Raw genomic sequence first — 19084 nt, 5'->3', positions numbered from 1 at the left:
TCGGTGCCGCCCCGGGCACGCGCGTTGATGGTGAAGTCTCAGTAGAACCGGCCCTCATCGCTGACGAACACCACGTCCCCCATGGCCGGGCAGGTCGCGCAGGGGGCCCGCCGAGCGGGGACCACCGTCCCGAACACGGCGAGGCTCTCGGCGCACGCGGGGCAGGCGGCGCGCACGTTGCCACCCGCGTCAAGGCTGCTGCGGAGCGTGGCGCGGCCGGCGCGCAGCAGCCGGCCGTCGTGCCGCGCCAGGTCGCCGCACACGTCATCCGGGCCCGGCAGCTCCGCCAGCGGGGTGCGGGTCAGCGGACGCCGCACGGCCCGGATCACCTCGCCGGTACGGTGCCGGTCCAGCCCGACGACCAGGGGCACCCCCAGCGCGTGCCAGCCGCGTTCGGTCCGGTCCCGCCTGGAGCGGGTCGGCGCGACCGGACCGGTGCGGACGCGGATGCCCCGCTCGCCGAGCGCGTCGAGCCAGCGCGCCGCCGGCGCCGGCTCGGTCCGCGGACCGCGGATCACCGAGAGCTGGACCGGCGCCAACGCGGCGGGCAGCACCAGGCCGCGGCTGTCGCGGTGCAGCATCGCGACGGTCGCCAGCACCTTGCCGGTGAGACCGACGTCGACGATGTCCAGTTCCTCGCCGAGCGCGTGGCGCAGGCCGTCGGCCAGGAGGTAGAGCGTGGCGAGCACGGTGGGCCTGCCGTTCGGCAGCGCGCTGATGACGAGGTAGGTCACCCGTCCGTAGTCGGCGAGGGCCGGGGTCCGCACGGTGAGCGCCGGGAGGCCGGCGAGAGCGAGCAGCCGTTCCACCACCACCCGGTAGAAGTCCAGGGTCTCGACGGCACGGTCGGGCCGGACGCGCTGGGTGAGCTGGACGGCCGGCCAGATGAACCGGTCCCGGAACAGCGGCGGCGTCCGCCCGTCGAACCGGCGCAGCAACCCGCCCACCGCGATGTACGGCACGTCCGTGCCGGCCGTCCGCATCCGCTGCAGCGTGGTCACCAGGTTGTCCGGCCGCAGCAGCGACTCGTGGTGGATCCCGAGGTCGGCGGCGACCTCGTAGACGTTGGCGTAGCCGCCGAAGACCTCCCGGTACGCGGGTCCGTCGGCAAGGAAGCCGTGCTCCAGCACGGTGGCCTGATGCCGTTCACCGACCAGCGAGACGAACGCGTCGACCAGCAGCCGTACCGACTGCAGCCCGGCGTCGGACCAGACGACCATTCCCTTGATCCGCGGCGGCCCCATGATGAACCGGGCCCGCTCCAGCGCCCGCACGTAGCCCTGGTCAGTCATCGGCGGCCCCGTCGGCGCTGTCGAGCACCGCGGCCACGCGGACGCAGCCGTCCGCCCCGGTGTCGCTGAGCCAGCGGTGGGCGAGCGGGCGCACGCCGGCCACCTGGTCCGGCAGGTGCCCGGACGCGCGGGGCCATGCCTGCACGAGCAGCAACTCCGCCACCTCCGCCCGGCCCGCCAGCCCCCAGCCGAGCGAGTACCACAGCCGGCCCTGCCGCAGCCACCGCTTGCTGACCAGGTCGAACTGCACGCCGAAGGAGCGCAGGTACCAGTCCGCCGGCCCGGGGTGCACCGGCACGGTCACGTCGTAGCGCAGGCCGCAGGCGTTGTTCACGGGCACTGCCGGCAGGTCGAGGAGGCGGCGGTAACCGGCGGCGTCCAGTGCCGCCGCCACCCGCCCGGCCCGGCCGCTACCGAACAGCACGGTCCGTCACCTCGAAGGCCGAGCTGCCGGAGTCGAGCCGGGCCCGGACCCCGATCGGCAGCGTGAGCATCGGATCGGTGTGGCCGATGTCGACTCCGGCGAGGACCGGGAACCCGCGGCCCGCGTACCGCTCGGCGACCAGCGCCCGGAGGTCGCGCTCGAACTCCTCGCCCTTCCGGAAGGACCGCCCGACCACCATCCCGGCCAGCCCGGCGGTCCCGCCGGCGGCGTCGAGCTGGCACAGCCCCCGGTCGATCACGGCGATGGACTCGGCGCAGCTCTCCCAGAACAGCACCGCGCCGCGCAGGCAGGGGGCGTAGGGCGTACCGAGCAATGCGCACAGGGTGTCGAGGTTGCCGCCGACGAGGCGGCCGGTGCCCGTTCCGCCGCTGAGCCACCGCCAGCCGGGGTGCTCCCGCATCCGGCGGGGCCGCACGTCCTCGGAGTCCCAGCGCAGCAACTCCTCCGTCCAGTCCGGTGGCGCGGTCAGCCCGCCGGGCGGATCCGGCCGGCACAGGGTGCCGAGCAGCGACGCCTCGGTGTAGGGCAGCGGCGCCGGGTACTCGGCGAGTTCGGGCATGAGCGTCGGCCCGTGGAAGGTGACCACGTTGCTGCACGCGTACGCCGCCAGCAGCAGCGCCGTCACGTCGCTGTACCCCAGCAGGACGCGCGGCCGGTCGGCCAGCGCCGCGAAATCCAGGTACGGCAGCACGCCGTTGGCGTTGTATCCGCCGATGGCGGTGACGATCCCGCGCACCTCCGGGTCGCGCAGCGCCGTGTTCAGCTCCTCGGCCCGTTCCCGGGCGGAGCCCGCGGCGTACCCCGTGGCATGCGCCTGCCCGCCGACGCGGACGTCGAAGCCCGCCCGCTCCAGCCACCGCACTCCGCGGGCGAAGCGCTCGGCGGCGATCGGCGCGCCGGGGCCCGAGGGCGTGCACACCACGAGGGTGTCGCCCGGGGCGAGCCGCGGCGGCAGCGCGGGCACGCCCGCGCAGCCGGCGCACCGGTGGTTGTCACTGGTCACCCGGCTGCTCATGACCTGCGCAGCACCCAGGTCTCCCGCATGCTGCCCGCCCCCGGCTCGCCGTCGCCGTAGTCGTCGCGTACGTCGTCCACCCGCAACCCCGCCGCCGCGGCCGCCGCCTCGATCTCCGCGTGGGTGAACCAGCGCTGCACATGCCGCTCGTCCTGGCGGGTGAAGGCACCGTCCTCGCGCCGCCGGAACAGCGTGATCCTGAAGGTCGTCCGACGCGTGGCGCGGTCGTGGCTGTTCCGCCAGACGTACGCGAAGTCCCCGAGGTCGTCGCCGTAGTGGCTGTCGCCGAACACGTTCTCCAGCTTGTGCCGGGTGTTGACGTCGAAGACGAGCACTCCGCCGGGGCGGAGCGCACGCGCGGTGCCCGTCAGGGCGGACTCCAGATCACCGTCGTCCACCAGGTAGTTGAGGCTGTCGAAGGTGCAGACGGCGGCGTCGTAGCTGCGGGGCAGCGACATCTGCCGCAGATCGGCCCGGAGCAGCGGGGTGTCCGGGCCCAGGCGCCGGGCCGCCTGCGCCAGCATGGCGGGGGACCGGTCCACGCCGGTCACCAGGCAGCCCCGCTCCCGCAGCAGCAGCGAGAGCCTGCCGGTGCCGCAGCACAGGTCCAGCACCTGCGCGGGTGCGTCGAGAGCGGGCAACCGGGCGGCGATGAACTCCGCCCAGCGCTCGTAGTGGTCGCCCGCGGTCCAGCGGTCGTAGACGGGGGCGAACATGTCGTACGGGACCGCTGCGGTCTGCTGTCCCATCAGCTCTCCAGGCGCTCGGCGTAGAGCATGAGGTTGGTGCCGCGCTCGGCCCATTCCGGTTGCTCCGACGCGGCGAGTTCGAGGCGGAGGGCCGTGTCGAAGTACTCCGGGTCCTCCAGCCGGCGCGAGATGTCGCTGATCTCGGTGTACGGGTAACCGAAGTCCTCCGGACCGGGCTGCACCACCGCCGTCACCCCGAAGACGCCGCGGACGGCGAATCCGGCGTCGGCGGCCAGCTCCCTCAGGTCCTGGGCCGAGAAGACGCGGAGCCGGGGCACGTGGTCGGACCACTTGACGGTGCGGGTGTCGAGGAGTTCGGCCAGCTCCCGCGCCGGGGCCCCGTCCCGGTTCGCCTTCGACGCCAGGGCGTTGGACAGCGAGTGGCTCATCAGCAGAGCGCGCCCGCCCGGCCTCAGTACCCGGTGCAGGGTGCGGAACACCGCGGCCGGGTCCTCCAGGAAACTCAGCACCCCGTACGTGCTGACGATGCCGTCGAACGCCTCGTCCGCCAGCTCCGGGGCGTCGTGCAGGTCGCACTGCACGAGGCGGGGTTCGCGGCGCGGCGCCGCGGCCCTGACGAGCTGCTCCGCCGTGGCGAGCATGTGCGACGACTTGTCGGCGACGGTCACGTCCACGTCGAGGGCCTGGGAGTACCACAGCCCCCACCGCCCGGTGCCGCCGCCGGCGTCGAGCAGCCGTGCCCCGGGCGTCAGGCCCAGGTGGCGCCGTACCAGCTCCTTGATCAGCTCGTCCGAGAGCCGCCAGTACGCGGCCTCGTAGAACCCCTCCACGTTGCGGGCATAGGGCTGGAAGAAGGTCTCGAACTCGGAATTCGACATCAGCGGCATGGCAACCTCGTTCGCTGTGGTCCGGTGGGCTGTGGTCGGTTCGGTACTCGCGGCGCGGCGCGGCAGCGGCGCTAGGGGACGATGTTGCGGCCGTTCTCGCGCGGGAAGACCTGGAAGTCGCGGATGTCGTCGGCACGGAGCAGCCACATGAAGTAGCGCTCGACGCCCATCCCGAACCCGGCTGTCCGCAGGGGCGCCGAGTCCTTCATCGTGACGTACCACTCGTAGCTGTCCACCGGCACGTCGTGCGTCTTCAGCGCCCGGCGCACCTCGTCCCCGGTGACATGCCGCTCCCCGGCGCCCACCACCTCACCCGGGCCGAACAGCAGGTCCCCACTGAGCGCGCGGCGACCGCTGTCGTCGACGGCCTGGTAGAACGGCACCGCGAGGTGGTCCCAGTGGGTCACCCAGACGAAGGGCCCGACCCGGTCGAGCAGGCGCCGCTCTCCGGCCCGGGTCAGCGACCGCCACCGGCCCATGTCGTCGGCATGGACGCCGTCGGGCTCCGGCACCACCGACACCGCTTCGTCGAACGTGAGACGGGCGAAGGCGGACGACCGGCCGACCAGGTCCTCGATGTGCGACACGTCCCCGGCCATGCGCGCCAGCAGGCCGGCGTGGTGGGTGTGCAGCCATCCGGTGAGGTACCGGACGTACTCCTCCACGACCGCGATGACGTCGTCGAGCCGGCCCGGTATCTCCGCCTCGCTGTGCTGGAACTGGCACAGGTGCGTGGCGTCGGCCGCCTCGCCGCGGAACGAGGGCATCAGGTAGTACGCTCCCGGCTCGCTGAGCCGGCACAGGTACTCCAGCGCGAACTGCATGGAGTCGGCGAGAAAGGTCGGCACCCCGTGCAGGTCCACCTCGACGGGTGAGGAGTCGCTGCCCAGGCCCATGGGCGAGGAGATGGACCCCGTGGTGACCGGGGCGTGCGCCCACTTCGCCCCGCGCTCCTGCCAGAAATGGAGCGTGGCGACGGTGAACGAATGCTGCAGCTCGACCAGGCCGCGATACCACTCGCTGGTCATCGCGGCGATGAAATGGGAATCCGGCTGCCGCCAGGATCGAGTAGGAACAATGCGCCCAGCAGCCATAGACACTTCCCCATCTGGATCAGACGCACGAACATCCTTGACCGGCAGGCCGGGACAACCCCTTCCGGGTGCCTCCGGCTCGTGCGCCGGTGAGCAATTCGGGCAGGACATTAGCCATGGTCCCGGCGCTCTGACTACAGCAGGACCTGCGATTTCAGGGTCAGCCCGTAACCGTTGCCCCCGCGGCGGGAGTCACGTCAGGGGTGCCCCCGAGGCCGCCGCGAATTCACGCTCTGCCCCAAGGGGAGCGGTGGTACGTTTCCCCGACCCGTCCGGAGCGGTGACCCGCTCACGATGACGGGGCGGGCATGACCACGGGGCCAACGCCCGTGTTCCGAACGCCCTCCGAACCGCCTTGCGGTCCGTCCCCACCCGCTGCGGGGTCCGTCGGCGCCGTCGGCCCGTGCCGTCCCGCCGCGCGGCGCCGGCGCATGCGCAAGGACATACGGAAAGGATCGGTAATCAGCGCGATGGGTGTGCTTCTGGTAAATCCGCCCTCCCTGTCGGGACTGGAAGGCCGGGGACTCGGCGGGAAGATGTCGTACTTCGAATACGAGCTGAGCTTCACCGACGAGCACTGGTACAAGTCCTATCCGGGGGAGCATCTCGGCCTCATGGCATTGGTCGCCGTGCTGCGCGGTGCCGGTATCCCGGTGCGCAGTGTGAACGGCCAGACCGAATGCCACCGCTTCGTCGACCAGACCTGGGAGGCGATGCTGGCCGCGGGCCGGGAGATCGATGTCGACCTGATCGGGTTCTCCGGCCCCTGCCAGGTCTTCGAGGAGAACGCCGACCTCGCCCGGAGGGCCCGGCGGCGGTGGCCGCACGCCAAGATCGTCCTCGGCCACCAGTTCGCCACCCTCAACTACCACCGCATCCTCTCCGACTATCCGGAGTTCGACATCATCGCGATCGGCGAGGGCGAGGCGACGATCGTGCCCGTCGCCGCGGCGACGGGAGCGGAATCGCTCGCTGCCATCCCGGGCATCGCCTGGCGGGACGACGGTGGGAAGGTGCGGATGCAGCCCCCGCCCGTCGAACCGCTGGACCTGGACACCCTGCCCCCGATCGCGCGTGACGAGTTGCCCGACGTGATGCGCATCGGTGTCAGCCCCACCGTCTACACCACCCGCGGCTGCCCGTACCGGTGCTCCTACTGCACGACCGGGCAGACCGCCGGGCTGCTGCACAAGAAACTGGGCTACCGGGAACGCTCGGTCGACCTGGTGGTCGACGAGATCGAGCAGCTCATCGCCGACTACCGGATACCCCACCTGACCATCGTGGACGATCTGTTCGTGGCGAAGACGCCCGAGTCCTACGAGCGGGCCGTCCGGTTCGCACGGACGCTGCGGGAGCGGAAGGTGAACATCCCGTTCATGCTGGACTGCCGGCTCGACTCGGCGGACGCGGACGTGTTCCGGGAGCTGGCCGAGGCGGGGTTGTACCGGGTGTTCATCGGTATCGAGACCGGCAGCGGCGAGCAACTCACCTTCTACAACAAGCGCTACGGGGAGCGCTATGACGTGGAGTACGTGCGGCGCCGGGTCGGCGGGCTGCAGGAGCTGGGCATCGAGGTCATCCCCGGGATCCTGACCTACCACCCGGCGACCACCGCGGAGGAGCTGCGGGAGACGCTGAACGTGATCGACGCGTGCGGGTACGAAAGCTCCTGGCAGTTCCTGTGCGAGGTCTTCGCGCACCCGGGGACCACGCTGTGGAAGCAGTACCAGCGGGCCGGGTGGCTGGCCGAGGAGTGGCCGGTGCCCGCCTGGGAGCTGCGGGACCCCCGCGCGCGGCAGGTCCGCGACGCCGTACTCGAGGCACTCGACGCGGGCGGCGGCCACGTCGAGGCCCGGGCGGCCTTCGCCGCCGCGCTGGCCGCCCACGACTGAAGGGGCACGCTGTGCCGGAATCGTCAGGAGGTAACGCGGTGGACCTGGTGGAAGCGGAGGAGACGGGGGGAACAGCGGGTCCGGTGGACGCGGGACCTTCCCGGATCGTCGTGGTGCTGGACTTCGACGGCGTCCTGCACTCCTACACCTCGGGCTGGACCGGACCCGAACCGTGTGATGCGCCCGAGCCGGGCGCCCGGCAGTTCGTCGAATGGCTGCTGGGGCAGGGAGTGGAGGCGGTGGTCGTCTCCGCGCGGGCCGGAACCGAGGCCGGCGCCGCGGCCATCCGCGGCTGGCTGGCCGAGCACGGATTTCCCCCGCTGCGCGTGACCAGCCGCAAGGTGCCTGCCGCGGCCTACGTCGACGACCGGGCCGTGCCGTACGGCGACGGCCGGTGGGACGCGTGCCGAGCCGGGGTGGCCCGGCTCGTGGCGCGGCCGTGACCGCCGGATCGGAGCGTGTGACGACGATGGACGCCATGGTCAGGTCAGGGCTGTCGGACCCCCTCCAGGAGCGGCTGCGCCGCGACGGCTACCTCTACCTCCCCGGGCTCCTGGATCCGGCCGAGGTCCGGTCGGTCGACGCGGACATCCGGCGGGCGCTGCACGCGCTCGGCTGGCTCGCCGAGCCGACGGGGCACACGGTCGCCGGGCCCGTACCGTCCGACCGCTCCCGGCCGGCCTTCCGCGAGGCGTACGACTCCCTGCAGGGAATCGAGGGCCTGCACCGCCTCGCCCATGCGCCGGCCGTCCACGAGGTGGTCGAAGGGCTGCTGGAGGAGGAGGTGTTCTGCCACCCGGCCAAGATCGCCCGTGTCGCGCTGCCCACCGGCCCCGACGAGGGCTACAGCACCGGGGCGCACCAGGACTTCGTCAAGCTCCACGTGGCCTCGGACGTGCTGACCGTGTGGATCCCCCTGACCCCGTGCACGCCGCGGCGCCAAGGGCTGCGCGTCCTCACCGGCTCCCACCGCGGCGGCTTCCTGCCCGTCGAACCCGCGCTCGCCCGCTCGCTGCCGGTCTACCTGCCGGTCGATCCGGCGGATCCGCGGTGGCGGACCTCCGACTACGCGCTCGGTGACGCGGTGATCTTCCACAGCCTCACGGTGCACGGCGGGGGACCGAACACCACCGACCGGGTCCGGCTCTCCATCGACGTGCGGTACCAGCGCCGCACCGACCCGATGCGCAGCGAGTACGCCCATCCGCACGGCCGGCCCCGGGTGCCGGACTGGCCCGAGCTGTGCCGCGACTGGTCCACCGACGCCTGGGTCCGGATGCCCGCGGACGTACCGACCGTGCCGATGCCGGCGGATGTCTCCTACGCGGACTATCTGAGCACCCTCGTCGCCCCGCCGTCACGGCTGCTCGGATACTGACCGGCTGTCGGCGCAACGCCGTGAACGCCACCGCACTGGTCGTCGGGGGGAACCGCGGCATCGGCCGCGAGGTGTCGCTGCTGCTGGCCCGGGCCGGGTGGGACGTGTCCGCGGCCAGCGCGACCGGCGCCCGGGAGGTCGCCGACGCCGCCCGGGCGGCGGGCCTGCGCGTCACCCCGGCGGCGGCCGATGTCCGCGACGACCGGTCCGTCCAGCGGCTCCGGGGGTGGTGGGACACCCGGTGCACCGGGCTGGACGCGCTCGTGGTGACGGCGGGCACCGCGATCACCGGGCCGATGGACGCCATCCGCCCCGCGGACATCATGGCCATGATGGACGAGCACGTCGCCGGGGCCTACCGGACGGTGCGCGCCTTCCGGGAGCCCCTGGCCCGGCGTCGCGGGCACGTCGTGTTCGTACTGTCCCGGATGGGACGGCGCCCCGGCCGGTACGGCCTGGCCTACGGCACCGCCAAGGCCGCACTCGCCCATCTGGCCGGGTGCCTCGCCGAGGAACTCGCCGACGCGGCGATCCGGGTCAACTGCGTCTGCCCGGGGTCGGTCGACACCGACATGCTCCGGGCCGCACTTCCCGAGCGGGCGGCGTCGGCGATGCCGCCGGACGCCGTGGCCGACGTCATCGCCGAGCTGCTCGGGCCGCGGTTCCGCCACGTGAACGCCGCCGTCATCGACATACCGGGCCGGTGAGGCGCACCGGATGCCCGCCACCGGTGCAGGTTCGCGCCCTCAGGTCCAGCCGGTACGGTGCCGCAGCCAGGAACGCGCGGCGCGCGCCTGGGCGTCCTGGAACGTACGCGGGTTGCGCAGCCCGGCCGGCGCCGGACGTGACGCCTGTTCGGTGAAGTAGCCGGCGACCGCGGCCGCGACCGCGGTGACGGCCTCGGGGGCGGCGGCGCGGGCCTGCGGCGTACGCGCGAGCAGCCAGTCGGGGTCCGGGCCGCCCTGCGCGGCGACGCTGGGGGCGAACGCCACCACGTCGAACCAGGCGGCGCCGACGCAGGCCCACGGCCAGTCGAGGAACACCACCCGGTCGGCGGTGAACAGGAGGTTGTCCGCCCGCAGATCGCCATGGAGCAGGGTGCCGCCGGCCGCCGCCCCGGCCCAGCCGGCTTCCACCTCGGCCAGCCGGTCGAGGTGACGGCGGGACCAGGCGTCGAGACCGGGCGGCGGCTGGGCGGCCAGCCGCCGCCACCCGGTCAGTACGTCGCCGTAGGCCGCGCCGACGCCGGGCAGCCCGGCCTCCGGAGCCGGGGTGTGCCGGTCGTGCAGAGCGGCCAGCGCCGCCAGGACGCGCTCCAGGTCGACGGGCTGCCACGGCTGCGGCGGCAGCCGGCCGTCCACCTCGGTCAGCAGCAGGCCCGCCCAGTCGCCGGCGTCGTACACGCCGAGCACCGCGGGCACGGCCGGATCGTGCTCCAGCAGGCGGGTGACGTGCGCTTCCCGCCGTTGCAGGTCGGTCGAGCGCGGGTTCATCCCGGTGGACACCGCCTTGAGGAAGGCGCGCCGCCCACGGCGGGTGCGCAGCCGGCACGCCGCCCCGACGGAGAAACCACCCGGGGCGGTCACCGCGGACACGACGGGGCCGCCCAGCCGCTGCTCGGCCCAGCTCCGCAGGGCCGGCGGCAGCTCCTCCCAGCGGGCCCGCGCGCTCTCCGGTGCCGTGGCCGAACCGCTGCCGGCCGATGCGTCGGCGGTCATCAGGCCGGCTGCCAGGCTCCGGAGGCGAGCCCCAGGTCGTGAAAGCCGCCCTCCCCGGTGACGCGTCCCTCGGTCAGGATGACGATCTTGTCGGCCGACTCCAGAACCGCCAGCCGGTGTGCGACCACGATCAACGTCATGTCGCGGCGGAGGAGTTCCCCGAAGATCTCCGCCTCGGTGGGGGCGTCCAGCGCGCTCGTCGCCTCGTCCAGGATGAGCAGGTCCGGCTCGCGCAGCAGCGCCCGCGCCAGGGCTATGCGCTGGCGCTGGCCTCCCGAGACTCCCAGGCCGCCGGGGCCGAGCAGCGTCGAGTAGCCGACGGGCATGGCCCTGATCTCCTCGTCGATCCGCGCCAGCCGGGCTGCTTGCACGACACGCTCGTGCGGGGCGTCCGGCATGCCGTAGGCGATGTTGTCCCAGATCGAACCGGCGAAGACGCGGGACTCCTGGTCCACGTACGAGAGCCTGCGGCGCATGCCCACCCGGTCCGCTTCCGCCAGGGACACACCGCCGTAGCTGACGGACCCCGCGGCGGGTGTCTGGAGGCCGGCGATCAGGGAGGCGAGAGTGGACTTCCCCGATCCCGACCGGCCCAGGATCGCGACGAACGAGCCCGGCTCGACGCACATGCTCACGGAATCCACCGCCGGGACCGCACTGCCCGGATGGGAGAAGGTCACCCCGGACAACTCGACCCTGCCGCGCAGATCCACCGCGGCTCCGCGCCCCGCCTGTTCCGGGGAGTGCTCGACGATGTCGGTGAGCCGTGCGAGCGTGGCGGCGAGCCCCGACACCTGCAGGGCGTTCTGGACCAGATTCGCCAGCGGCGCGAACAGGCCCACCGAGAGGGACGCGTAGCCGACGGCCACGCCCAGGGAGATGTCTCCCCGGGAAACCCTCAGGTAGCCGTAGACGAGGATCGCCAGGGGCGCGACGAACTGGACGGTGACGCCGAGCGCGAGAGCCACGGCCTGACTGCGCCGGCTCCGGCTCCGCGCGTTGATCTCGTCGATGAGCGAGTGGCTCCAGCGTTCGCCGGCGGCCGACTCCAGACCGGATGCCTTCAGCGTCTGCATTCCGTCCAGGATCTCCATGAGGTCGCCCTCGGCGGTGGCCTGCCGCTCCAGGGCCTCCGCCGCCAGGTAGCGCTGGTTGTTCCAGAACACGAGGAGGACGAGAACCTGGGCCGCGGCCAACACCAGCGTGACCAGCGCGAATCCGGTGTCGCCCACCAGCATCAAGCACAGGTAGACCAGCACCATCAGACCGTCGACCAACGCCGACAGGGCCGAAGTCGTCAGCACCTGCCGTACGGCCGTGCTCGTCCGCACCCGCATGGCGAGGTCACCCGGGTTGCGCCGGGTGAAGTAGTCGTAGGGCAGGCCGAGCAGGTGTTCCAGTATGCCGAGGGTCACCTGCCTGTCCGCGATGGCCTGGAGCGACACCAGGTTCAGCCCGCGCAGGATCTGGAGCAGCGCGTACGCGCCGGCGGCCCCCAGGACACCGAGCGCAAGCGTCAGCGTCTGGGCACCCTGACCACGGGATGCCGAGGGCGCGTTCGCCACCACGTAGGCGGTCATCAGGGGTGTGCACAGGCTGAACAGCATGAGCAGGACGGAGAAGCCGGTGAGCCGTTTCCAGGGCTGTTCCCGGCTGAGGAAGTAGCCCAGATAGCGCCAGGGGCTGCGGCCGGCCGCGGGGTGCCGCCGGAACCGGCCGCGCGGCTGCTCCGCCTGGACGCCGCCGAGTGGTGGCCCGAACTCCAGGGCGACTCCGGTGAACGCGTCGGACACGGCGTCCGCCGTCATGCGCCGGCGCCCGAACGCGGGGTCCACGATGTAGACGTGCCGCCCGGTCGCCCGCTCGAAGACGACGAAATGGTCGAAGTTCCAGAACAGGATGCTCCCGGGACGCAGGTTGCGAAGGCCCGGCACACCGACGCGGACCCCGCGGGCCGACAGGCCGTGGCTGCGCGCCACATCGAGGAGGGTGCGGGCCGAGACGCCGTTCCTGGAGATCGCCATCTGCTCGCGCAACTCGGCGAGGTTCACGGGGACGCGGTGGTAGTTCAGCACCATGGCCAGACTGGCGGGACCGCAGTCACTGGCCTCCGTCTGATAGACGACCGGAACCGGGCGCCGCTGCCCGCCCCCGCCGTTGCGGGCCCTCGCCTTGAGTCTCAGCCAGCCGCCCGAGAGATCGGGGACGGCCTCCCGGCGGCCGATGACCGTCGTCAGCGGGTCACCGAACTGCCTTCGCGACAACCGGCGCTCCATCGCCTGACGACGGAACCGGCGACGACCGCCGGCAGGGGCGGCCCCCGCCGCCTTGTCACCTGCTGCGCCCGGTGGTTCCTCAGGCACGTTGCCGGCCTGCCTCTCGTCCGCGTCCGTACTCATCGGCAGCCCTCCGCGTGGCGGCGCATCAGCCTCTCCAGGGAACCGGCGAGAGCTTCTCCCGCCTCGTCCGACCCTCCGCGCGCAGCACACGACAGCGTGAAGTCGAGTCGATCCGCCGAACTGCCCACCCGGAGATGCACGGCTGCCGACTCCCGCAGAACCCGCGGGGAGTAACGGCCGTAGACGACGCGCAGGGCGCCGTCCCCGCGTGTCCCGGCAGGCGTCACGGGCGTGTGCGGCAGGTAGTTCAGACGGAGGTTGTTGCCCTCGTCGGCGCCCAGCCACCCCGTGCTCGACGGCGCGAGACGCCGCACCGTGCGCGAGGTGACGTGCCGGTTCCTGAGGACCTGGAGCCACTCGTGGCGCACCTGGGCGATCATCTCCGCGCCGCCGGCCGGGCGGCTCAGCACGAGGGGGAGGTTCACGCCGAACTGGCCGAGCACGCCGCGTTCGTACGACCGCCGCGTATCCACGGGGAGGGTGATGGCCAGCGTGTCGTCCGGCACCCGCTCGAAGACCGCCTCGGCCAGGGCGGCCTGGACCACCTGCAACTCGCTGCACCGCGCCCGGCGTACCGCACCGCGCAGGTCCTGCGCCTCCTCGCCCACCAGGCTGAACCTGTACGTGCGTGGCCCCGGTTCCCCGTCGGCGTCGGCGTCGGCGTCGGCCGGGGCCGCCGGTACCGGAAGCCGGCACGGCCGCGCGCGGGCCAGCCGGGACCGCCAGAACTCCGTCGGATCGGGGGAGCTCCCGGATTCCCGGCGCCGCAGGGCTTCGGCGAACCCGTTTCCGGGCTCGCCGGGGGTGGTTCCGCCGGCCAGCAGCGCCTGGTAGGCCGACCACAGGTCCTCGGGGAGCAGCAGGTACAGGGCCCCGTCCACGGCCTGCTTCGCGAAGGTGAGCAGCAGGACGTGGTCCTCCTCCGAGCGCCGGATCAGCCGGAACCGGAAGGGGTACTCCTCTTCGAGGCGCCAGGGTGTCGCGGCGTCGCGGGTCGCCAGTTTCACGACGTACCGGGAGAACTTGTCATCCGAGGGCGCGTGCACCGCCTGGCATGTCGTGACCTCGGAGAGCGGAGGCGCTTCCCGGAACCACTGACCCCAACCCCCCGTCGACGTACGTCGCATGGCGACGCGCAGCGCGTCGTGCCTCAGCACCAGGTGGTGAAGGCCGGTCAGCAGGGCCGCCACATCGAGCGGGCCGGTGAGGGAAATCGACATGGAGAAGGACGCCCGCAGCTTCGGTCGCGATTCGAGAGCATCGACGAACCGCTGCTGGGACAGGGTGAGCGGGATCAGCTCATGGGTGATCACGACGATTCCTCCTCTGGCCCGGTCCGTTCGGCCGGTCGCGGTCGGTCAACCGAGCAACCCACGGCGCTGAGCCTCGGCGCCCGCCTGAAAGCGGCTGCCGGTTCCCAGGGACGCCATGAGGCTCGCGATGTGCCGCCGGCAACTGCGCACGGACATGCCGAGCCGCTGCGCGATGACCTCGTCTTTCACTCCTGTGGCCAGCAGCAGCAGGATGGAGGCCTTCGTTCGGTCGGATACTTCCGGTTCCTGTACGCGGTCGGGGTCGAAGCGGACGCCGCGATCCCACGCGGACTGGAAGAGGGAGGCGAAGTAGTCCACCACGGCGCGATGGTGAAAGACCACCGCCGTTCCGCGCGCAGCACCCCCGTCGATACCGTTTCCTTCCGCCTCGGGAACCTGCGGCCCGATACGCACCAGGCACAGCCGCCTGTCGATCACCCAGGACGGCTGCACCACTTCGCCGATCGTCCGGAACTCCCCGCCCGCGCGGGTCAGCGTCTCCATCAGCCCGATACTGGGAAGGTGGAAACGGGTGGAGTGCCGGAGCAGAGAACGCACACGCACCCCCCGTTCCAGAGCCCGGAGCTGGGTTTCCCGGTCCGCCTCGGCATCTCCGGGACATGTCCCCTCCACGGCCGGCTTTCCGGCGAACGCCAGGACCTCGTCGGACGCCTTGTCGACCTCGGCCCGTACACGTGCCCCGACCTCCCGGTCCGAGGCGATGATCTCCATCGGCCGGGCCTCGGCGGGGAGCCCGGACGCCGGTTCACCCCCGTGCGGCATCGACGAACGCCGCGAGGCGACGAACCGTCAGGCCGTCGTTGTGGTGGAGGAGGTCCGGGTCGACGCGGAATCGCTCCTGCAGTGCTTCCGCCAGTTCGACCAGGTCCAGCGAATTGCCGCCGAGGTCCCAGAAGTCGTCGAGGGCACCGATGTGCCGTACGTCGAGAATCGCCGACCACAGTGATCCGATCTCCGCTTCCAGCCCTCTGCTCAGGGGCTCGTGCCGATAGCGGGTGCGACGGGGATCGGGCACGGCGTCCCCCGGCGCGGCGCACCAGCCGTGCGCGGGCCACCGCAGGCCCCGGACGAATTCGACACGGTCGACGTCGACTCCGTAGCAGCGCAGGAAACTCCGACGCAGCGTCAGGCCCGACGGCGCCTCGTTCCCGGAAACCAGCAGGGTCACCTTCTCGCCCTGCGCGACGCACGCTCCCAGGACCGAAGGGTTCTCGACGCGGAACAGAGTGGCGTCGTGCTTCTCGGCGATCTCTTCGCTCACCATCTCCTCCTTCCGGACCACGGCGCAGACACTCCGGTGGCGATCTTTCGGAGGGACCAGACCACCACCGGAGTGCCGGAAGAGCTACGTCAGCAGTGGTCGGCCAGGCCGCCGCCGCCGACAACGTCGTCGAGAGCCTCGTCCGACAGACCCTCCACGTCGACGATTTCGGTGTCGAAGAAATCCATGATTCACCCTTTCCTGTCGATTGGTGCTTTGTTGAGAAACCCATCTGAGCTGTCGCAGATGGGGGCCCGTGATGCGGCCAGTCGGGCGATGGCCGCCCGATCGGCCTTGCCCAGCGCCGAGCGCGGGATCGCCGGGACGCGCACGTACCCGCTCGGGCGCTCCGGGGGAGTGAGCCGTGCCGCGCAGAATTCGGTGAGCCGCCGGTGCAGTCGCCCGTCGTCGTCCTCGCCGCGGCTGACGACCAGGGCCAGCAGCCTGCGCCCGGATCCGTCGTCCACACACTCGGCGTCGGAGAGGTCCGGATGCTCCCGCAGCACGGCGGCGGTGAGTCCCAGCCAGGCCGGGCCTTCGCCGGTGTCGATCCGGTGGGCGAGCCGGTCGTGCAGATAGAGGTAGCCGTCTTCGTCGACGAACCCCACGTCGCCCAGGCTGGCGAACCCGTCCGCGGTCCGGTCCAGCCAGGGGCGTCCGGCGGTGGTGCCGGAACCGGCACCCAGCCGGCGCATGTACACCGTCCCCATGTCGCCGGCGACGCGTTCCGTGCCGTCCTCCCCGACAATGCGTATCCGGGTGAGGAGGCCCCGTCCGATCGATCCCGGATGCTCGATCCATTCCCGCCCCCGCAGGAAGGTCATTCCCACACCCTCGGTGCCGCCGTAGGTTTCGTATACGCGGTCGGGGCCGAGCAGATCGATCCACGCACGCTTGAGTCCGGGGGGACATGGCAGCGCCGTGTGTAAGAGTGTGCGCACGCCGCGCAGCGATTCCCGGTGCTTTTCCGCCGCGGGCAGGAGCTCGCCCATGTCATGAGGGGTCAGTAGCAGCCAGTCGGCCCCGTACTCCTCGATCACCTCGACGGTCCCGGCGGGGTCGAGATTCTCTCCGAGGAGAAGGGTGTGGCCGTCCAGTACGGATTGGACGAGCACTCCGAAGGGTGCGATGTGGTACAGGGGCAGGGTGAGCAGATGCGTTGTCGCCCCCGACCACCCCGTGGCTCGGAAAAGGACATCGGGGATGCCCCGCGGGTCGTAGTCGGCGTAGTTCCAGAAAGGCGTCAGCTTCGGCGCCCCGGTCGTCCCGCTGGTGAGGAGAAAGTACGTCGGCCGGCGCTCGTACGGTTGGTCGCGCCATGGCGCGAGGGAACCCGGACCGTTCTCGGCGGCAGGCCCGATGCCTCCCTGCGCCAGTGCACCGTCAAGGACGTCTGCCGGTAGTCCCGGCGGGTGCAGCACGAGCGTCACCTCGGCGCAGAGCGCCGCGAGTACCAGGGTCGCGGTCTGCCGGTCGACGCCGGCCGGATGGCACAGCACGAACGACTCATTTCCGTCGGACGCGGTCTGGCCGAGCCTTTCCGCCATGTCGAGGATGTCGTCGACGAGTTGTGCCGTGGAAACGGTTTCGGTACCCGCTCGGCCACCGGTACAGATCAGACTCAGGTGGTCCGGAGAAGTCTCCGCGAGCTCCCGGAGACGGGCAACCAGAGAACGCGGCCTTTTGGTGGCTGCCATGCTCTGCCTCCTGTCCCCGGGCGCGTTTCCGTCGTCGCGGAGAAGCTATAGAGGCACGGTCCCGAGGGTCAATGGCGGCTCATGGCTAGCACTGATACCGGCAACAAGTGGACAGGGGGACGCAGCGGTGATTAATGCCATCGGCGGAGAAAAAGCACCCCGGCGCGTTCGCGGCGACGGTGCAGGCGACGGCACCCGGCGAGCCGGCCCATCGACGAAGCTGTCGGCCGTCGAGCAGATGTGCGCCGCTCAGGGAGGGTCGTTCTCTCGGAGAGTCCTCGACACGGCCGAGTGGGCAGCGAAGCTGATCCTTCGCGCGGGGCCGAGCCCGATCCGCATGAGTGGGGGATGAAAAACTGTGTCCAGGGGGGGACTTGAACCCCCACGCCCTAATACGGGCACTAGCACCTCAAGCTAGCGCGTCTGCCATTCCGCCACCTGGACCGGTGGAAGCCGCGCGGGCGTGGCCCGCCGCGACGCGGTACACCCTAGCAAACCCGCGGGCCCCCGCGATCACCCCGAGGGTTGGGTCGCGGGGACCGGCGGGGCAGGATGGGACGTGGACCCCGAACGTGCCAGGGAGGCATCGTGAGCCAGCCGGAGAACGCCCGTGGCGGCACCGTCGAGCGCGCGGAGAGCGAGGTCGTCGACCTCTGCCGCGAGCTGATCCGGATCGACACCAGCAACTACGGCGACCACTCCGGGCCGGGGGAGCGGGCGGCCGCGGAGTACGTGGCGGAGAAGCTGGCCGAGGTGGGGCTCGAACCGGAGATCTTCGAGTCGCACCCCGGGCGGGCGTCGACCGTGGCGCGGATCGAGGGCGAGGACTCCTCGCGGCCCGCGCTGCTCATCCACGGGCACCTCGACGTCGTGCCCGCCAACGCCGCCGACTGGACCCACGACCCCTTCTCCGGCGAGGTCGCCGACGGCTGCGTCTGGGGGCGGGGGGCGGTCGACATGAAGGACATGGACGCCATGACCCTCGCCGTCGTACGCGAGCGGCTGCGCTCCGGGCGCAAGCCGCCGCGCGACGTCGTGCTGGCCTTCCTCGCCGACGAGGAGGCCGGCGGGCTCTACGGGGCCCGGCACCTGGTGGACACGAAACCGGAGCTGTTCGAGGGCGTGACCGAGGCCATCGGCGAGGTCGGCGGCTTCTCGTTCACCGTGAACGAGGACGTGCGGCTGTATCTGATCGAGACCGCGCAGAAGGGCATGCACTGGATGCGCCTGACGGTCGACGGGACCGCCGGGCACGGCTCCATGACCAACCGGGACAACGCCATCACCGAGCTGTCCGAGGCGGTGGCCCGGCTCGGGCGGCACGAGTTCCCGGTGCGGCTGACCAAGTCCGTACGCGGCTTCCTCGACGAGCTGGGCGACGCCCTCGGCGTCGAGCTGGACCCCGAGGACATGGACGCCACCCTCGCGCGGCTCGGCGGCATCGCGAAGATCATCGGCGCCACCCTGCGCAACACCGCCAACCCCACCATGCTCGGCTCCGGCTACAAGGTGAACGTGATCCCCGGGCAGGCCACGGCGCACGTCGACGGCCGCTTCCTGCCGGGGCACGAGGAGGAGTTCCTCGCCGACCTCGACCGCATCCTCGGCCCGCGCGTCAAGCGCGAGGACGTGCACGCGGACAAGGCGCTGGAGACCACCTTCGACGGGGCGCTGGTCGACGCCATGGCGACCGCGCTCAAGGCGGAGGACCCGATCGCCCGCGCCGTGCCGTACTGCCTCTCCGGCGGCACCGACGCCAAGTCCTTCGACGACCTCGGCATCCGCTGCTTCGGCTTCGCGCCGCTGCAGCTGCCGCCGGAGCTGGACTTCGCCGGGATGTTCCACGGCGTCGACGAGCGGGTACCGGTCGCGGGGCTGCAGTTCGGCGTCCGGGTGCTCGACCGGTTCCTCGATGCCTGCTGAGCTGGGGTTTCTCCCTGACGGAGGCGCGTTCGCGGC

General features: G+C 71.9%; 17 protein-coding genes and 1 tRNA gene. 5 read left to right on the top strand and 13 right to left on the bottom strand.

Annotated elements, in window-relative coordinates; all coding sequences use genetic code 11:
• Window positions 1-38: 38 nt before the first annotated feature.
• The 6 genes from LG396_RS19540 to LG396_RS19515 all read right to left on the bottom strand — a co-directional run bounded on the left by LG396_RS19540 (window position 39) and on the right by LG396_RS19515 (window position 5377).
• Window positions 39-1292: a hypothetical protein gene (locus LG396_RS19540; RefSeq protein WP_225795743.1), complete on the bottom strand. Its 1254-nt coding sequence runs from the start codon at window positions 1290-1292 to the stop codon at window positions 39-41.
• On the bottom strand, window positions 1285-1716 hold the full coding sequence (locus tag LG396_RS19535) for a hypothetical protein (RefSeq protein ID WP_018853220.1): 432 nt from the start codon (window positions 1714-1716) through the stop codon (window positions 1285-1287). Before LG396_RS19535 ends, LG396_RS19540 begins: the two co-directional genes overlap by 8 nt.
• A complete protein-coding gene (locus LG396_RS19530) occupies window positions 1703-2740 on the bottom strand; it encodes a S66 peptidase family protein (RefSeq protein WP_225795742.1) in 1038 nt (345 codons plus the stop codon). Before LG396_RS19530 ends, LG396_RS19535 begins: the two co-directional genes overlap by 14 nt.
• 8 nt (window positions 2741-2748) lie before the next feature.
• Window positions 2749-3501 carry a class I SAM-dependent DNA methyltransferase gene (locus tag LG396_RS19525; protein ID WP_130455558.1) on the bottom strand — a complete coding sequence of 251 codons (753 nt, stop codon included), beginning with the start codon at window positions 3499-3501 and terminating at the stop codon, window positions 2749-2751.
• The gene (locus LG396_RS19520) at window positions 3501-4340 is read right to left on the bottom strand and encodes a class I SAM-dependent methyltransferase (protein WP_225795741.1); all 840 of its coding nucleotides are present in this window, start codon (window positions 4338-4340) and stop codon (window positions 3501-3503) included. Before LG396_RS19520 ends, LG396_RS19525 begins: the two co-directional genes overlap by 1 nt.
• 80 nt (window positions 4341-4420) lie before the next feature.
• On the bottom strand, window positions 4421-5377 hold the full coding sequence (locus LG396_RS19515) for an amino acid--tRNA ligase-related protein (protein ID WP_225795740.1): 957 nt from the start codon (window positions 5375-5377) through the stop codon (window positions 4421-4423).
• A 602-nt stretch (window positions 5378-5979) separates the two neighbouring features.
• Here LG396_RS19515 and LG396_RS19510 point away from each other — a divergent pair.
• Genes LG396_RS19510 through LG396_RS19495 form a run of 4 tightly spaced genes read left to right on the top strand, consistent with a single transcriptional unit; the run spans window position 5980 to window position 9423 of the window.
• On the top strand, window positions 5980-7338 hold the full coding sequence (locus LG396_RS19510; protein WP_225795739.1) for a B12-binding domain-containing radical SAM protein: 1359 nt from the start codon (window positions 5980-5982) through the stop codon (window positions 7336-7338).
• Window positions 7339-7376: 38 nt separating this feature from the next.
• Window positions 7377-7781: a type 1 periplasmic-binding domain-containing protein gene (locus tag LG396_RS19505; protein ID WP_100298465.1), complete on the top strand. Its 405-nt coding sequence runs from the start codon at window positions 7377-7379 to the stop codon at window positions 7779-7781.
• A gap of 26 nt (window positions 7782-7807) precedes the next feature.
• The gene (locus tag LG396_RS19500) at window positions 7808-8716 is read left to right on the top strand and encodes a phytanoyl-CoA dioxygenase family protein (protein ID WP_225795840.1); all 909 of its coding nucleotides are present in this window, start codon (window positions 7808-7810) and stop codon (window positions 8714-8716) included.
• 20 nt (window positions 8717-8736) lie between these two features.
• Window positions 8737-9423 (top strand): SDR family NAD(P)-dependent oxidoreductase, encoded by a 687-nt coding sequence (locus LG396_RS19495; protein WP_037746720.1) that lies wholly within the window; start codon window positions 8737-8739, stop codon window positions 9421-9423.
• A gap of 39 nt (window positions 9424-9462) precedes the next feature.
• On the opposite strand, the gene LG396_RS19490 is transcribed toward LG396_RS19495, so the two are convergent.
• The 7 genes from LG396_RS19490 to LG396_RS19460 all read right to left on the bottom strand — a co-directional run bounded on the left by LG396_RS19490 (window position 9463) and on the right by LG396_RS19460 (window position 17569).
• On the bottom strand, window positions 9463-10434 hold the full coding sequence (locus LG396_RS19490; protein ID WP_225795738.1) for a protein kinase family protein: 972 nt from the start codon (window positions 10432-10434) through the stop codon (window positions 9463-9465).
• Window positions 10434-12698, bottom strand: a complete 2265-nt coding sequence (locus tag LG396_RS19485; RefSeq protein ID WP_225795737.1) for a peptidase domain-containing ABC transporter — start codon at window positions 12696-12698, stop codon at window positions 10434-10436. Before LG396_RS19485 ends, LG396_RS19490 begins: the two co-directional genes overlap by 1 nt.
• 131 nt (window positions 12699-12829) lie before the next feature.
• Window positions 12830-14146, bottom strand: coding sequence for a condensation domain-containing protein (locus LG396_RS19480; RefSeq protein WP_225795736.1), 1317 nt, complete (start codon window positions 14144-14146; stop codon window positions 12830-12832).
• Window positions 14147-14191: 45 nt separating this feature from the next.
• Window positions 14192-14878: a helix-turn-helix transcriptional regulator gene (locus tag LG396_RS19475; protein ID WP_225795735.1), complete on the bottom strand. Its 687-nt coding sequence runs from the start codon at window positions 14876-14878 to the stop codon at window positions 14192-14194.
• Window positions 14879-14912: 34 nt separating this feature from the next.
• A complete protein-coding gene (locus tag LG396_RS19470) occupies window positions 14913-15431 on the bottom strand; it encodes an acyl carrier protein (RefSeq protein WP_225795734.1) in 519 nt (172 codons plus the stop codon).
• Between the two features lie 188 nt (window positions 15432-15619).
• Window positions 15620-17125, bottom strand: a complete 1506-nt coding sequence (locus tag LG396_RS19465) for an AMP-binding protein (RefSeq protein WP_225795733.1) — start codon at window positions 17123-17125, stop codon at window positions 15620-15622.
• Window positions 17126-17484: 359 nt separating this feature from the next.
• Window positions 17485-17569 (bottom strand) — tRNA-Leu (locus LG396_RS19460).
• Between the two features lie 108 nt (window positions 17570-17677).
• Here LG396_RS19460 and LG396_RS19455 point away from each other — a divergent pair.
• Window positions 17678-19048, top strand: a complete 1371-nt coding sequence (locus tag LG396_RS19455; protein ID WP_263979352.1) for a M20/M25/M40 family metallo-hydrolase — start codon at window positions 17678-17680, stop codon at window positions 19046-19048.
• Window positions 19049-19084: the final 36 nt, after the last annotated feature.

The sequence above is a fragment of the Streptomyces aculeolatus genome, assembly GCF_020400605.1.
In the GTDB taxonomy this organism is placed as follows: Bacteria; Actinomycetota; Actinomycetes; order Streptomycetales; family Streptomycetaceae; genus Streptomyces; species Streptomyces aculeolatus.
The sequence above is the reverse complement of the archived record's forward strand: the minus strand, read 5'-3'. Positions and strand labels throughout refer to the sequence as shown.